Here is a 15,188-nt window from a genome sequence, read left to right on the forward strand (position 1 = left end):
GCGGGGATGAAAGCGATTTGGCACGGCGGCACCATCTATACAATGCTGGACAAGAATCATGTCACTGAAGCGATTTATACCGAAGAAGGCGTCATCAGGCAGACGGGCAGCTTCCGGGAGCTCCAAGGAACATACGGTTCGCCTTGTACGGAGGAAATCGATTTACATGGGGCTGTCATGTTCCCGGGGTTTACGGACAGTCATATGCATTTAATCGGACACGGGGAAAAACAGCTTCGCCTCGATTTGTCGCAGCTGACGTCAAAAGAAGCGATACTGCGGGCCGCAAAAGAAGCAGAGCGTGAATTGGAAGATGGCGAATGGCTGATCGGCGAAGGCTGGGATGAAAATCTGTTTGAACAGCCGGATTACATCACGAAGCATGACCTTGACCCGCTCTTTCCCGACCGCCCCGTCCTGCTGAAGCGGGTATGCAGGCACGCCGCCGCGGTTAATTCAGCCGCATTGCGCGCGGCGGGAATTACAAACGAAACACCTGATCCAAACGGCGGAATTATCGTCCGGGACGGCACCGGTCCGACAGGCCTTCTGCTGGATAAAGCCCAAGAGCTTGTGACACAGGCCCTGCCGCCCGTCTCACCTTACTATGTCAAACGCGCGCTTCAAACGGCGATTACGGACTGCTGGTCAAAAGGCCTGACCGGCGGGCATTCAGAAGATCTGGCATACTACGGAGACGCGTCCGTTCCCGTTGCCGCGTACGAGTCATTAACCGGCAGCGGCCTTTATCCTTTTCGCGCCCATCTGCTCGTTCATCACGAAGCCGTCGACAGCTGGAGCGCTCTGGATAAATCGACCGGACCTTATCTGGAATACGGAGCGATGAAAATTTTTGCTGACGGCGCGCTCGGAGGCAGAACCGCTCTATTGAAAAAGCCTTATCATGATGATCCGTCTGTTTCCGGCGTTCAGGTGCATGATGACGAAATCCTTGCCGCTCTTGTTTATAAAGCGAGAGAGAAAGGGATGGAGATCGCCGTGCACGCGATTGGCGACCTTGCATTTGAAAAGGTGCTGGATGTTATCGAAAGGTACCCGGCAAAGCCCGGACAGCTAGACAGGCTCATTCATGCGCAAGTATTAGATGACGGATTGATTGAAAGAGCCGCCCGGCTGCCGATCGGACTTGATCTTCAGCCGCATTTTGTGGCCAGTGATTTTCCGTGGGTGATTGACAGGCTCGGAGAAGAGCGGATGAAAACGGCATTCGCCTGGAAAACACTGCTGTCAAAAGGGCTGCTGTGCGCCGGAGGTTCAGATGCCCCGATTGAGCCGGCCGATCCGCTTCTGGGCATTCAATCGGCTGTGCTCCGTACGAGCAAGCAGCGCCCGGAAGGTCCGGCCTATTATGAAAAAGAGTGCCTGACCGTGTACGAAGCCGTTCAGCTTTACACGGAGGGAAGCGCGGCCATCATCCATAAAGAACATAGCCGCGGCCGTATCGCCCCCGGCTATGATGCCGACTTTACCGTACTCAGCGGTGATCCGTTCAGGACGGACCCGAAAAAGCTTCATGAATTGGAAGCTGTCAAAACCGTCGTCGGCGGCCGTATCGTATATGAAAAAGAGGACAGGCAGTGATGCCCGTCCTCTTTTTTTATGATAAAAATGATCGCTTTACTTTTTCCCAGAAAGAATTGTCTTTCAGTTTCACCGTTTTGATTTTTTTATCGGATAGTGTAATCTCAACCTTTTTGACATTCCGCGTGCTGAGCGCTTCATTATCAAGCCCGATAATCGGATGCTCATTGCCGTCTTGCACCACCTGCAGTGTCAGCTTCCGGTCTGAGCTTAAAATAAACGAAGATCCGAGTGTACGGTATGTGTTGTTGTTCAACGACGCCAGTTCGGATACCTGCATGCAGGAAATCAAAGGATCAACAACGGCGCCTGAAACAGATTTATTGTAGGCGGTGCTGCCCGTCGGGGTGGAAATGATCATCCCGTCTCCTCTGAACGTCTCAAAATGAAGATCATCAATTAACACATCCATCACAAACGTTTTAATAATGCTTGAACGGATGGAAACCTCGTTTAAACAGTGAAAATGATTGCTGCCGTCCACCGTTACGTGAATGAGCGGGTATTTTCTGACCTCAAGCTGTTCCGCGGTCATGCTGGCCGCCATTTTTTCAGGCTCATCGCTGTGAAAATCACAGTACAAATGGGCTTTCCCTTTTTTAGCGATGCCGACATACAGGCAGTCATCACGGAATCCGGTTTTTCTGACGGCTTGCAGAAATGAGCCGTCGCTGCCGATGCTGGCGATAATTCCGGCATCCTCCGGTTGAGCCGCAACTGTAAAACCGTGCGATTCAGCAAGCTGCTTCAAAGAGCTGACTTGTTCTTTTGTTTCGTTGTTTTGTTTGTGAAAAAAATAAACATTGCGGCGAAGATCGGTCATATCCCCATTCCCCTTTGCTGTCATATTTACGTTTTTCTCCCAGCAGGTATTGTGTTAAAATACCTGTGGCAATAGTGTAACATGTTTCCTGTTTATCCGTTAAGGGAAAGCGCTTCATGAAAAAAATGAATCTTTTTTTACGGGGGAACGTACGAATATTGACAGAAAAGGAGGAGAACAAATGAATGCAAAAAGATGGATTGCGCTCGTCATCGCGCTCGGCATTTTCGGCGTATCAGTCATTGCAAGTGTGACTGTCGGGGTGCTGAAGAATATCGGAGATACAGGGTCTGACTTTGCCTCACTGACAGATGACACAGAGGAAGTGACGCTGGATAAGGGCAGCCCCGGCAGTAAAATCGCCGTGCTTGAAGTGGACGGCACGATTGAGGATAACGGCGGGTCCGCTGGCCTGCTCAGCTCAGGCGGGTATGATCACAGATCATTTTTAAAACAGGTTGAGCGTGCGAAAGAAGACAAAAGCGTCAAAGGAATTGTGCTGAAAATCAATTCCCCTGGCGGAGGCGTGTACGAAAGCGCGGAAATACATAAAAAACTGGAAGAACTAAAGAAAGAAACGAAGAAACCGATTTATGTATCCATGGGCTCCATGGCGGCATCGGGAGGCTATTATATTTCAACGGCCGCCGATAAAATCTATGCTTCACCGGAAACGCTCACGGGTTCACTGGGCGTCATCATGGAAAGCGTCAATTATTCCAAGCTCGCCGATGAACTCGGCATCAAGTTTGAAACCATTAAAAGCGGCGCGCATAAAGACATCATGTCCCCGACCCGCGACATGACGAAGGAAGAAAGAAAGATCATGCAGACAATGGTCAACGATTCTTATGAAGGATTTGTCAATGTCATTTCAAAAGGCCGGCACATGTCAAAAGCGGATGTGAAAAAAATTGCCGACGGCCGTGTTTACGACGGCAGACAAGCGAAAAAAATCGGCCTCGTTGATGAGCTCGGTTTTTACGATGATACGATCAGCGCGATGAAAAAGGACCATAAAAATATGAAAAACGCTTCAGTCATCACATACGAGGAAGGATTCGGATTAGGCTCGCTCTTTTCCATGAGCGCAGCGAAAATGTTTAAAAGCGAAATTGATTTTCTGAATATGAAAGAACTCATTTCGCAATCCGGTTCGCCGCGGATGATGTATCTCTATGCAAAGTAGGGGGGAAGAAAGAATGGACGCGACTTACGAAGGCTTTCACGGCAAAGAAGAGGAAGCCGAACAACAGAGGGCGCCCGAGCAGGCATATGCGGGCTTTTGGATCAGGTTTTGGGCGTTTCTTCTTGATTGGCTGGTGGTCTGGGGACTTAACCATCTCATCGTTTCACCGATTTTTACGCTGATGAAGCTCCCCGCAACAAGCGGAATGTTTACAATCTCAGCTTATTCCGTCACAACCCTGATCGTCTACCTCGCCTATTTTGTGTTCATGACGAAATGGTTTCATCAGACACTCGGCAAGATGGTCTTCGGGTTAAAGGTCACTTCTTTGACGCCCGAAAAGCCGCTGACTTGGAGCACCGTCATTTTCAGAGAAGCGGTGGGGCGTTATATCGATAAAATCTGGATTCTCTATATCGTCATTGCGTTTACGCCCAAAAAGCAGGGCATTCATGATCTGATCGCCGACACAACGGTAATTCACGAAGCGCTGTACCGCAAATAAAAGCAGTAAACCCGGAATAAACGTCCGGGTTTATTTTTTTTGGTTTTGGCGATAATGCTGCTAAGGAAGTGAAGCTTATGGGATATGCCGCAGCAGCTGTTATTCTCATTCTCATTTTGGCCTGGCTGCTCATGAGGATGAAAATCCATCTGACTTTCGAATATCTTCACGATAAAGATAACGACAAACTGACGTTTAAACTCTCGGCCTTATACGGGCTGATCCGTATTAAAAAAACGCTGCCCGTCATTAAAGTAAACAGCGAAGACGCGTCAATTGATGTCAAACAGGACACAAAATCAGAAATGAAAGGTCAGAAAAAAGAGAAGAAAAAAATCACATATGAAGATGTCAAACAGAGCATTCACAGAATAGAAATGATTCTGCACCAAGTCTTTCAGATGCGCCAAATCGCCGCTTCATTTCTTGCGGGAGTCCGTGTTACGAAGTTCGAATGGGTGACGGTTATCGGAATAAAGGACGCCGCCGTTACGGGAATCGCCGCCGGCGGATTGTGGGCCGTAAAGGGAGGCCTGACGGCGATGCTGTATGATCATCTGCGTTTCATACATAAACCGGTGTGCGAAGTCATTCCGTCTTTTCAAGTGCCTGCATCCAAGACGCATTTGCAGTGTATATTCTTTTTTCGTTTTGGACATCTTATAGGTGCAGCTTTCAAATTGCTCAAATACGGGCGGAACGGACTTTCTATCATACGAAAGAAACAGCCGGTTCCGGTTGCTTCAAAGAATGATTCATCAGTTTAAGGAGGAGCGCATATGGCAGACCATCCCATTCAAGGTTTAATGAAAACCGCTATGGAAAATTTAAAAGAAATGATTGACGTGAATACAATCATCGGCGATCCTGTTGAAACGCCTGACGGCAGCGTAATCTTAACGGTTTCAAAGGTCGGCTTCGGATTTGCGGCGGGCGGAAGCGAGTTTGGAGGAAAGCCGGCTGAAAAAAGAACCGAGGACGATGAAAGAAAAGAGCAGAAGCTCCCGTTCGGCGGCGGAAGCGGCGGCGGAGTATCCATTACGCCGATTGCGTTTCTGATTGTCGGAACAAACGGCGTGCGCATGCTTCATTTAGACGAAAACACCCACCTGATTGATAAACTGTTAGACTCCGCGCCTCAAACGATTGAACGCATCCAGCATATGTTTAAAAAGAATGAAAAAGGCCGGAACCAAAAAAGAACGGATATCGATTTATAACAAAAAAGTTAACTGCCGCCCGCAGTTAGCTTTTTTTACGATGCGGCATAACCTTTGCAGTTTGCATAAAACTCGACTATGATAGAGCTATACATAGATAAAGGGAGGAATCAGAATGGCTGAAATTACATTTAAAGGCGGAGCCGTGACGCTGATCGGACAAGAAGTGAAACCGGGTGACCAAGCTCCTGACTTCACGGTTCTGACAAACGGATTAGAAGAGAAGACATTAGCAGATATGAAAGGGAAAGTAACGATCATATCCGTTATTCCTTCCATTGACACAGGCGTATGTGACGCGCAAACACGCCGCTTCAACGAAGAAGCCGCAAAACTCGGTGATGTGAACGTTTATACAATCAGCGCCGACCTTCCGTTTGCACAAGCGCGCTGGTGCGGAGCGAACGGAATTGATAAAGTTGAAACATTATCGGATCATAAAGAGATGTCATTTGGTGAAGCATTCGGTGTTCACATTAAAGAACTTCGTCTTTTGGCACGTTCCGTATTTGTCCTTGATCAGGACGGAAAAGTCGTTTACGCGGAATACGTAAGCGAAGCGACAAACCACCCGAATTATGAAAAGCCTATCGAAGCTGCAAAAGCGTTAATCAAGTAAAGAGAGAAAAAGAGCTCCGGGTGCTGCCGCGGAGCTCTTTTCATGGCAAGGAGGAAACAGCATGCAACACGACCATGTCGGTCAGATTTATGAACTTTTAGATGAAGCCGCCCAAGTGATAGCAGAAGGCCTTCAGATTTCTTATATTGAGGGGCTTGCGGAAGCGGGAGAAATGTATTTTCTTGAAAAGGCCGACCAGCTTCCGCTTCAGGAAAAGCAAACCGGCGAGCTTAACAGCCTGCTTGCGAAAGCAGACTTCAGAAAGTGGGAGCATGAATGGATCCGCAAGGCGTTCCAGCTCGCCATTTTAAAAGGGCTGAAAGATAAGTCCCATCCGAACAGACAGATGACGCCTGATACGATCGGCATTTTCATCAGTTACCTCGTGAATAAATTTACGGGCGGCCGAAAAGGCCTGACATTGCTGGACCCCGCCTGCGGCACCGGAAATCTTCTGCTGACCGCGGCAAACCAGCTTTCTGACAAAGCGGCAAAAAGCTTCGGCATTGAAATCGACGATGTCCTTCTGAAGATCGCTTATGCTCAGGCGAATCTGCAGGAAAAAGAAATGGAGCTGTTCTGCCAGGACAGTCTTCAGCCGTTATTTATCGAACCGGCCGATGCGGTCATCTGCGATTTGCCGGTCGGCTACTATCCGAATGACGAAGGCGCTGAAGCGTTTGAGCTGAAAGCGGATGAAGGCCACTCTTTTGCTCACCACTTATTTATTGAGCAGAGCGTCAAACATACAAAACCGGGCGGATACTTATTTTTTATGATTCCGAACCATCTGTTTGACAGCGCGCAAAGCGATAAACTGAAGCGGTTTTTTGCGGAAAAAGTGTATATCAACGCCCTTCTTCAGCTGCCGGCTACTATGTTTAAAGACGAAGCGCAGGCAAAGAGCATTTTAATCTTGCAGAAAAAAGGCGAAGACGCAAAGCCGCCGAAACAAGCGCTTTTGGCGAATCTTCCTTCCTTTGCGAACCAGCAGGCGATGCGGGAAATGACGGCAAAATTGGATCAATGGATTCAAAAAGAAAAATAATGGCGAAGAAGCAGTGTGAGATGCAAAATCCCGCACTGCTTTTGCTTTTTAAAATGAATGGAAATCAGGACGATAACACAAATTAAGGAAAGAAAATAACATTTCGTAAGACCGTGCCGTCCATTTGGCACAAATGAAATTTATCAGAAAATATCGACTTCATATTGTAAGCGGTACCAATGTGGATGTTGACTTGAAATGCTGAGTTGACAATGTTTAAATGGAAAAGTCAGATATTTTTTGGACTGCAATTATGGTCTGGGAAAAAAGAACGAACAAACGAAGAAGAATTTTGATAGGAGCGTCATTTATGTCTAAAATTATTGCAATTAACGCAGGAAGCTCATCTTTAAAATTTCAGTTATTCGAAATGCCTTCAGAAAAGGTGCTAACAAAAGGTTTAGTAGAACGGATCGGTATCGCCGACAGCGTTTTCACAATCTCTGTTAACGGCGAAAAAAATACAGAAGTGACAGATATTCCGGATCATGCGGTTGCGGTGAAGATGCTGCTTCACAAGCTGACTGAATTCGGTATTATAAAGGATTTAAATGAAATTGACGGAATCGGCCACCGTGTGGTTCACGGCGGAGAAAAATTCAGCGATTCTGTTTTGCTTACGGATGAAACAATCCGTGAGATTGAAGAGATTTCAGAACTAGCGCCGCTTCACAACCCGGCTAACATCGTCGGCATTAAAGCCTTTAAAGAAGTGCTTCCGAATGTGCCTGCGGTTGCAGTGTTTGATACGGCGTTCCACCAAACGATGCCTGAACAATCCTACCTGTACAGCCTACCGTACGAATACTACGAGAAATACGGCATTCGCAAATACGGTTTCCACGGCACATCTCATAAATACGTGACACAGCGCGCAGCTGAGCTTCTCGGCCGCCCGCTTGAAGATTTGCGTCTGATTTCCTGCCACCTCGGTAACGGCGCAAGTATCGCGGCCGTAGAAGGCGGAAAATCCATTGATACGTCAATGGGCTTCACACCGCTTGCGGGTGTTGCGATGGGAACACGTTCAGGAAACATCGACCCTGCATTGATTCCGTACATTATGGAAAAAACGGATCAGACGGCAGATGAAGTATTAAATACGTTAAATAAAAAGAGCGGACTGCTTGGCGTATCCGGTTTCTCCAGCGACCTACGCGATATCGTGGAAGCTTCAAAAGAAGGAAACGAAAGAGCGGAAACGGCTCTTGAAGTGTTTGCAAGCAGAATCCATAAATACATCGGTTCTTACGCTGCGAGAATGAGCGGCGTTGACGCGATTATTTTCACTGCGGGTATCGGTGAAAACAGCGTTGAAGTCAGAGAACGCGTGCTTCGCGGCTTAGAATTCATGGGTGTATATTGGGATCCTGCGCTGAACAACGTGCGCGGCGAGGAAGCCTTTATCAGCTACCCTCACTCTCCTGTCAAAGTCATGATCATTCCGACTGACGAAGAGGTCATGATCGCACGCGATGTTGTCCGCCTTGCACAGTAATGATCGAAAAAAGCACATCCTTTTAGGGTGTGCTTTTTTATTGAATGCCCCAGAATCAAACGTTACGATATGTTTAATACATAAACGATGAGGTGAAGTAATGAGTGTGCATGAACATAAACAAGAAGCCCCGTCAGCCGTGCGCTGCAAGGTGATTACAGTCAGCGACACGAGAACGAAAGAAACCGACAAGAGCGGGCGCGTCATGATGGACTTCCTCAGGGAAGCGGGATTTGAAACGGTCGCTTATGACATTGTTAAAGATGAAAAAGATGAATTGCAGAAAGCCGTTTTATCCGGCTGTATGGATGAATATACAGATGCGGTGCTGTTAAACGGAGGGACGGGCATTGCCGAGAGGGATGTCACAATTGAAGCGGTCACGCCGCTGTTTTCAAAAGAACTCCCGGGATTCGGCGAGCTGTTCCGCATGCTGAGCTATACGGAGGACATCGGTTCCGCCGCCATTTTGTCCAGAGCGGCAGCGGGTGTGATCCAAAATACCGCAGTCTTCTGCACGCCCGGCTCCTCAGGCGCCGTAAAGCTTGCGATGAGTAAACTGATTATTCCTGAACTGCCCCATGTGCTCCGGGAAATCCGAAAAGATTTATAAATGTATAAAAAGGCTCTGCTCCGCTCAAAAAATTGGGTGGGGTTTTTTTTATAAAAGGCTTGAAAAAACAGAATTTACTTGTTACAGTGTATACATACAAAATGCATTTTTATTAATTAAAACTAATTTTTATACAAAAGGGAGCTTTTAACATGGCAGAACAAAAAAAGGTTGTATTGGCATACTCAGGAGGTCTTGATACTTCTGTAGCGATAAAATGGCTGCAAGAACAGGGATACGATGTTGTTGCCTGCTGCTTAGACGTAGGGGAAGGAAAGGATTTGGCATTCGTTCAGCAAAAAGCGCTGGAAGTAGGCGCCGTAAATTCCTATGTGATTGATGCGAAAGAAGAATTCGCCCGGGAGTACGCGCTCATTTCTATGCAGGCCCATACAATGTATGAAGGCAAGTATCCGCTCGTATCTGCACTATCCCGTCCGTTGATCGCGAAAAAACTCGTTGAAGTCGCGGAAAAGGAAAACGCGGTGGCCGTAGCGCACGGCTGCACGGGAAAAGGCAACGATCAGGTGCGTTTCGAAGTATCCATTAAATCATTAAATCCTGATCTGGAGGTCATTGCTCCGGTCCGTGAGTGGCAATGGTCGCGTGAAGAAGAAATTGAATATGCCGCAAGCCGCGGCATACCGATTCCGATCAATCTTGACAGCCCGTATTCCATCGACCAGAACCTATGGGGACGCGCCAATGAATGCGGTATATTAGAAGACCCGTGGGCGGCGCCGCCTGAAGGGGCATATGACCTGACAGCATCTCTTGAAAACACGCCGGACGTTCCGGAAATCATCGAAATCGCATTTGAAGCCGGTGTTCCGGTTTCAATCGACGGCGTAACCTACCCGCTCGCTGATTTAATTCTCAAGCTGAACGAGACTGCCGGAAAACACGGCATCGGCCGGATTGACCATGTGGAAAACCGCCTGGTCGGCATTAAGTCCCGTGAAGTTTATGAGTGCCCGGGCGCCATGACTTTGATTACGGCTCACAAAGAACTTGAGGATCTGACTTTAGTGAAAGAAGTGGCCCATTTCAAACCGGCAATTGAACAAAAACTGTCTGAAATCATCTATAACGGTTTATGGTTCTCGCCGTTAAAAGACGCGCTGCTTGCATTCTTGAAAGAAACCCAAAAACACGTCACCGGCGTCGTGCGCGTCAAGCTGTTTAAAGGCCATGCCATTGTAGAAGGACGTAAGTCGGAATATTCACTCTACGACGAAAAACTTGCGACATATACAAAAGACGATGCTTTTGACCATCACGCGGCAATCGGTTTCATTGAGCTTTGGGGGCTGCCGACAAAAGTAAACAGCATTGTGAAAAAGAAGGAGCAGATTGAAGCATGAAGAAGCTTTGGGGAGGCCGTTTTCAAAAAACACCGGAAAAGTGGGTCGATGAGTTCGGCGCATCCATCACATTCGACCAAAACTTAGTCAAAGAGGATATTACAGGGTCTCTCGCTCATGCGGCAATGCTGAAAAAATGCGGCATTCTGACGGAAGAAGAAGAAGGCGCCATCCGACAGGGGCTGCAGACCCTCCTGCAAAAAGCAGAGGAAGGGACGCTTGAATTCTCTGTTGAATATGAAGATATCCATTTGAATATTGAAAAAATGCTGATCGAAGAAATCGGACCGCTAGGCGGCAAGCTCCATACCGGCAGAAGCCGGAATGACCAGGTGGCGACCGACATGCATTTGTATTTGAAAGATCATGTCTCACATATCATCGTGTTGATTGAACAGTTCCAAAAAGCGCTGATCGAAAAAGCGGAGGCCAATGTCGAGACCATTCTGCCGGGGTACACCCATTTACAGCGGGCTCAGCCGATTTCTTTCGCCCACCATCTGCTTGCTTATTTTTGGATGCTTGAACGGGATAAAGAGCGTTTTCGCGATGCTATGAAGCGGATTAACATATCGCCGCTCGGATGCGGGGCGCTTGCCGGAACCACGTTTCCGATAGACCGTAACTATTCGGCGGAGCTGCTCGGTTTTGACTCCATTTATGAGAACAGTCTTGACGGAGTCAGTGACAGAGATTTTATTCTCGAGTTTTTAAGCGGCAGCAGCATGCTGATGATGCACCTTTCGCGTTTATCAGAAGAAATCATTCTATGGTGCTCGCAGGAATTCAGATTCATTGAACTGGATGATACGTATGCGACGGGAAGCAGCATGATGCCGCAGAAGAAAAACCCCGACATGGCGGAGCTGATCCGCGGTAAAACCGGACGCGTATACGGTGATATGATGGGGCTTTTCACGATTATGAAAGGGCTCCCGCTCGCTTACAACAAAGACCTGCAGGAAGATAAAGAAGGCATGTTCGACACGGTGAAAACCGTTGAAGGAAGCCTTCAGATTTTCACGGGCATGATTGAAACGATGAAAGTAAACAAAGACATCATGAAACAAGCGACAAAACAAGATTTTTCAAACGCGACGGAACTTGCCGATTATTTAGCTAAAAAAGGCATGCCGTTCAGAGAAGCGCATGAAGTGGTCGGCAAGCTTGTGTACAGCTGCATTGAAAAAGGAATCTATTTAAGTGATATGGCATTTGAAGAATTCCTTCAAGCCAGCAGTCTCTTTGAAGAAGACATCTATACCGTGCTCGATCCGCATCATGCGGTTGAAAAAAGAATGAGCGCCGGCGGAACGGGTTTTCAGCAGGTAGAACAGGCGCTCGTAAAAGCAAAAGCCTGCGCCGGCATTTAATTTGCTGAAATTTCCTTCATATTTTCCCGTCATATCAGACACCCTACATCTATAAAGATGGGAGGTAGAAGGAATGCGCAAAGAACAAGACCGTTACATCTATGATGAAAAAGAAAGTGAAGAAACGGCCAGGCTCATCTCAGAGGCATACGAAAGCGGTTATGTCGGCATGGAGGAAGCCTCTGCTCCTTCAGAAAATTAAGCTGTCTGTAAAGACGGCTTTTTTTTCGTGCGGACGAAGTGCAAAAAAGTGATATTGCCGTTTGTTTATAGTAAAGTAGAGGGAGAAACGTCTTGATTTTATTGAAGCGGCAACGTTGCCTGGGGAGGGTATTCAATGTGCGACATGCTCTAATCACTGCCGGTACAAAGGGATTGGGCCGAAAAGTGACTGAAATGCTTCTGGAAAAAGGCTTTTCTGTCACAGTGAATTACAGACAAGACGAAGAAGCGGTCGCCTGTCTGAAGGCGGATTATCCCGGGTGCCATGACAGATTGCAATTCGTTAAGGGCGATGTAACCCGGAAAGAAGATCTCATGCGGATCGCCGATGCAGCCCTTCAGCGGTTTGGAAGGATTGACATACTGATTAACAATGCCGGGCCGTACATATTTGAGCGCAAAAAGCTTGCCGATTACTCCGATGACGAATGGTATGACATGCTTGAAGGGAATTTAAGCGCCGTTTTCCATCTGTTTAAAGCGGTTATCCCGGTCATGAGACAGCAGCGGTTCGGCCGGATTATTACATACGGTTTTCAAGGAGCGGACCATGCCCCCGGCTGGCTTCACCGTTCAGCTTTCGGAGCGGCTAAAGTCGGATTGGCTTCGTTAACGAAAACCATTGCGATTGAAGAAGCTGAATCAGGCATTACGGCCAATATGGTCTGCCCGGGTGATATTGTAGGAGATATGAAAGAAGCGTCTATAGAGGAAGCAAGACGGAAAATCGGCAAAGAAAAGACGCCGATCGGCAGGTCCGGAACCGGAGAGGACATTGCGAGAATTATCGCCTTTTTATGTGAAGATGATTCCGATCTTGTAACCGGAACGGTCATTGAAGCAACAGGCGGGCTGAATGTGATTAACAGGCATCAATCCCTGTAAGTTTTTTCGTTTGTCAAAAAGGGAACTTGATAAATATTAATTTTTTATGAGGTGAAAACGATGAAAGTGACTTATCACGGACATTCTGTCATTCAAGTGGAAACGAAAACCCATAACATTATTTTTGATCCGTTTCTGACCGGAAACAGTCTGACAAATTTGAAACCGGAAGAAGTGAAAGCGGATGTCATCCTGCTTACTCACGGACACAATGACCATGTCGGAGATACAGAGCAGATCGCTAAACAAAACGATGCGCTCGTTATTGCGCCGAACGAGCTGGCCGTTTATCTCGGCTTTAAAGGTTTAAAGGTCCACCCGATGCATATCGGAGGGGCGCGCCAATTTGATTTCGGTAAAGTGAAACTGACACAGGCATTCCACGGATCGGCGGTCACTGATGAAGAAAACAAAACCATTACGTACACGGGGATGCCGGCTGGGATTTTATTGACGATTGACGGCAAAACGATTTTCCACGCCGGGGACACGGCGCTGTTCTCTGATATGAAACTGATCGGGGAACTGAATCACATTGACCTGGCGTTTCTGCCGATCGGTGATAACTTCACCATGGGCCCTGAAGATGCGAAACTCGCGGCTGAGTGGCTGAGAGCGAAACAGGTCGTTCCCGTCCATTACAATACATTCCCCGTCATTGAACAGGATCCTGACGCTTTCGCCGAAAGTCTGCCCGGAGGCGTCGGCAAAGTCATGGCGGTCGGCGAGACCATTGAGCTTGTCTGACATATGTGTCAAAGACCTTCTGAATCAAGCATTCAGAAGGTCTTTTTGTGATGCCGCCTTTTTTCGGGCGTCTCATTGCGAATGAATCCCCCGTACCCTTATAATAAAAGCAGAAGACTGTCCTTAGAGGTGAAACGCTTGGCAACAAAGCATGAACAAATCCTATCATACATAGATTCGCTTCCTGTCGGTGAAAAAATTTCGGTCAGAAGAATTGCGAAAGAAATGAAAGTCAGTGAAGGAACGGCTTACAGAGCCATTAAGGAAGCCGAAAACAAAGGATTCGTTTCCACTATTGAACGTGTGGGGACCATCCGGATTGAACAGAAGAAAAAAGAAAATATTGAAAAGCTGACATACGCCGAGGTCGTCAATGTGATAGACGGCCAGGTGCTCGGCGGAAAAGCCGGTCTGCATAAAACGTTGAACAAGTTTGTGATCGGCGCGATGGAGCTTGACGCGATGATGCGTTATACAGCGGCGGGGAACCTGTTAATCGTCGGGAACCGAATCAACGCCCACCGCCAGGCGCTTGAAGCGGGCGCGGCTGTTTTGGTAACGGGAGGGTTTAATACCGACGACAGCATTATCGAGCTGGCTGATATGCTTGAGCTTCCGATTCTCTCCACGAGTTACGATACCTTTACGGTAGCCGCGATGATCAACCGGGCGATCTATGATCAGCTCATAAAAAAAGAGATTGTGCTCGTGGAAGACATTTTGACGCCCGCAGATCGGACAGTGACGCTGTCCCCTAAGGATAAGCTGGAGAAATGGTACGAAAAGAACTATGAAACCGGACACGGCCGCTTCCCGGTGATCGATCAGCAGATGAAAATCCACGGAATTCTCACATCGAAAGATATCGCGGGGCATGACCGGTCAGTTCCGATTGAAAAAGTAATGACCAAAAACCCTGTCACGGTGATCGGGAAAACATCTGTCGCCTCAGCGGCTCAAATGATGGTTTGGGAAGGAATTGAAGTGCTTCCGGTGACAGACGGGCATCACAAACTGATCGGAATGATCAGCCGCCAGGATGTCTTAAAAGCGCTTCAAATGGTTCAAAAGCAGCCTCAGGTCGGGGAAAAGCTGGATGATATTGTTTCAAGGGGATTTAAAGAAGACGAAGATGACAAAACGCCGGCCGTTTATCAATATGAAGTCACGCCGCAAATGACCAATCAGCTCGGCACGATTTCTTACGGGGTGTTTACGACGATTTTAACCCAGGCCGCCAGCCGATTTTTACGCTCCCGCAAACGCGGCGAGCTGGTCATTGAAAGCATTACGATTTTCTTCCTGAAGCCCGTACAGATGGAGTCGGTCATTGAAGTGAAACCGCGCATTTTAGAGGCGGGCCGGAAATTCGGGAAAATGGAAGTGGAAGTGTCAAGCCAAAGCGGCATCGTTTCAAAAGCGATGCTCATGGTGCAGCTGATGGAGAGAAGTTAAGGGACGCACCCGGGTCCCTTGGCAT

16 protein-coding genes are annotated in these 15,188 nt (G+C 47.7%); 15 read left to right on the plus strand and 1 reads right to left on the minus strand.

Annotated elements, in window-relative coordinates:
• Positions 1 to 6 precede the first annotated feature (6 nt).
• Positions 7 to 1,602 (plus strand): amidohydrolase, encoded by a 1,596-nt coding sequence (locus tag BZ167_RS15675; protein WP_061860783.1) that lies wholly within the window; start codon positions 7 to 9, stop codon positions 1,600 to 1,602.
• A 16-nt stretch (positions 1,603 to 1,618) separates the two neighbouring features.
• Here the strand turns inward: BZ167_RS15675 and BZ167_RS15680 are convergent, their stop codons facing one another.
• Positions 1,619 to 2,425 carry an NAD kinase gene (locus tag BZ167_RS15680; protein WP_015240378.1) on the minus strand — a complete coding sequence of 269 codons (807 nt, stop codon included), beginning with the start codon at positions 2,423 to 2,425 and terminating at the stop codon, positions 1,619 to 1,621.
• A gap of 181 nt (positions 2,426 to 2,606) precedes the next feature.
• Between BZ167_RS15680 and sppA the strand changes: the two genes are divergently transcribed.
• The 14 genes from sppA to BZ167_RS15745 all read left to right on the plus strand — a co-directional run bounded on the left by sppA (position 2,607) and on the right by BZ167_RS15745 (position 15,163).
• The gene (gene sppA, locus BZ167_RS15685; protein WP_003152419.1) at positions 2,607 to 3,614 is read left to right on the plus strand and encodes a signal peptide peptidase SppA; all 1,008 of its coding nucleotides are present in this window, start codon (positions 2,607 to 2,609) and stop codon (positions 3,612 to 3,614) included.
• 13 nt (positions 3,615 to 3,627) lie between these two features.
• Positions 3,628 to 4,119: an RDD family protein gene (locus BZ167_RS15690; RefSeq protein ID WP_061860782.1), complete on the plus strand. Its 492-nt coding sequence runs from the start codon at positions 3,628 to 3,630 to the stop codon at positions 4,117 to 4,119.
• A 77-nt stretch (positions 4,120 to 4,196) separates the two neighbouring features.
• A complete protein-coding gene (locus tag BZ167_RS15695) occupies positions 4,197 to 4,886 on the plus strand; it encodes a DUF2953 domain-containing protein (protein WP_015417997.1) in 690 nt (229 codons plus the stop codon).
• Positions 4,887 to 4,898: 12 nt separating this feature from the next.
• Positions 4,899 to 5,339, plus strand: coding sequence for a GerW family sporulation protein (gene ytfJ, locus BZ167_RS15700; RefSeq protein WP_013353179.1), 441 nt, complete (start codon positions 4,899 to 4,901; stop codon positions 5,337 to 5,339).
• Positions 5,340 to 5,454: 115 nt separating this feature from the next.
• Positions 5,455 to 5,958 carry a thiol peroxidase gene (gene tpx, locus BZ167_RS15705; protein ID WP_007613091.1) on the plus strand — a complete coding sequence of 168 codons (504 nt, stop codon included), beginning with the start codon at positions 5,455 to 5,457 and terminating at the stop codon, positions 5,956 to 5,958.
• A 61-nt stretch (positions 5,959 to 6,019) separates the two neighbouring features.
• Positions 6,020 to 7,006 carry a class I SAM-dependent methyltransferase gene (locus tag BZ167_RS15710; protein WP_007408051.1) on the plus strand — a complete coding sequence of 329 codons (987 nt, stop codon included), beginning with the start codon at positions 6,020 to 6,022 and terminating at the stop codon, positions 7,004 to 7,006.
• Positions 7,007 to 7,316: 310 nt separating this feature from the next.
• Positions 7,317 to 8,504, plus strand: a complete 1,188-nt coding sequence (locus BZ167_RS15715; RefSeq protein ID WP_007408053.1) for an acetate kinase — start codon at positions 7,317 to 7,319, stop codon at positions 8,502 to 8,504.
• A gap of 100 nt (positions 8,505 to 8,604) precedes the next feature.
• Positions 8,605 to 9,117 carry a MogA/MoaB family molybdenum cofactor biosynthesis protein gene (locus tag BZ167_RS15720; protein WP_007408054.1) on the plus strand — a complete coding sequence of 171 codons (513 nt, stop codon included), beginning with the start codon at positions 8,605 to 8,607 and terminating at the stop codon, positions 9,115 to 9,117.
• Between the two features lie 152 nt (positions 9,118 to 9,269).
• Positions 9,270 to 10,481 carry an argininosuccinate synthase gene (locus BZ167_RS15725; protein ID WP_003152428.1) on the plus strand — a complete coding sequence of 404 codons (1,212 nt, stop codon included), beginning with the start codon at positions 9,270 to 9,272 and terminating at the stop codon, positions 10,479 to 10,481.
• Positions 10,478 to 11,854, plus strand: a complete 1,377-nt coding sequence (gene argH, locus BZ167_RS15730) for an argininosuccinate lyase (protein WP_061860781.1) — start codon at positions 10,478 to 10,480, stop codon at positions 11,852 to 11,854. The genes BZ167_RS15725 and argH overlap by 4 nt, the downstream gene beginning before the upstream one ends.
• Positions 11,855 to 11,927: 73 nt before the next feature.
• Positions 11,928 to 12,056: a hypothetical protein gene (locus BZ167_RS20640; protein ID WP_007408056.1), complete on the plus strand. Its 129-nt coding sequence runs from the start codon at positions 11,928 to 11,930 to the stop codon at positions 12,054 to 12,056.
• Between the two features lie 137 nt (positions 12,057 to 12,193).
• Positions 12,194 to 12,961, plus strand: a complete 768-nt coding sequence (locus BZ167_RS15735; RefSeq protein WP_012118176.1) for an SDR family oxidoreductase — start codon at positions 12,194 to 12,196, stop codon at positions 12,959 to 12,961.
• Positions 12,962 to 13,021: 60 nt separating this feature from the next.
• Positions 13,022 to 13,708 (plus strand): metal-dependent hydrolase, encoded by a 687-nt coding sequence (locus tag BZ167_RS15740; protein WP_061860780.1) that lies wholly within the window; start codon positions 13,022 to 13,024, stop codon positions 13,706 to 13,708.
• A gap of 138 nt (positions 13,709 to 13,846) precedes the next feature.
• Positions 13,847 to 15,163, plus strand: a complete 1,317-nt coding sequence (locus tag BZ167_RS15745; protein ID WP_012118175.1) for a CBS domain-containing protein — start codon at positions 13,847 to 13,849, stop codon at positions 15,161 to 15,163.
• Positions 15,164 to 15,188 lie beyond the last annotated feature (25 nt).

Source organism: Bacillus sp. 275, from assembly GCF_001999205.1.
Lineage (GTDB): Bacteria > Bacillota > Bacilli > Bacillales > Bacillaceae > Bacillus > Bacillus velezensis.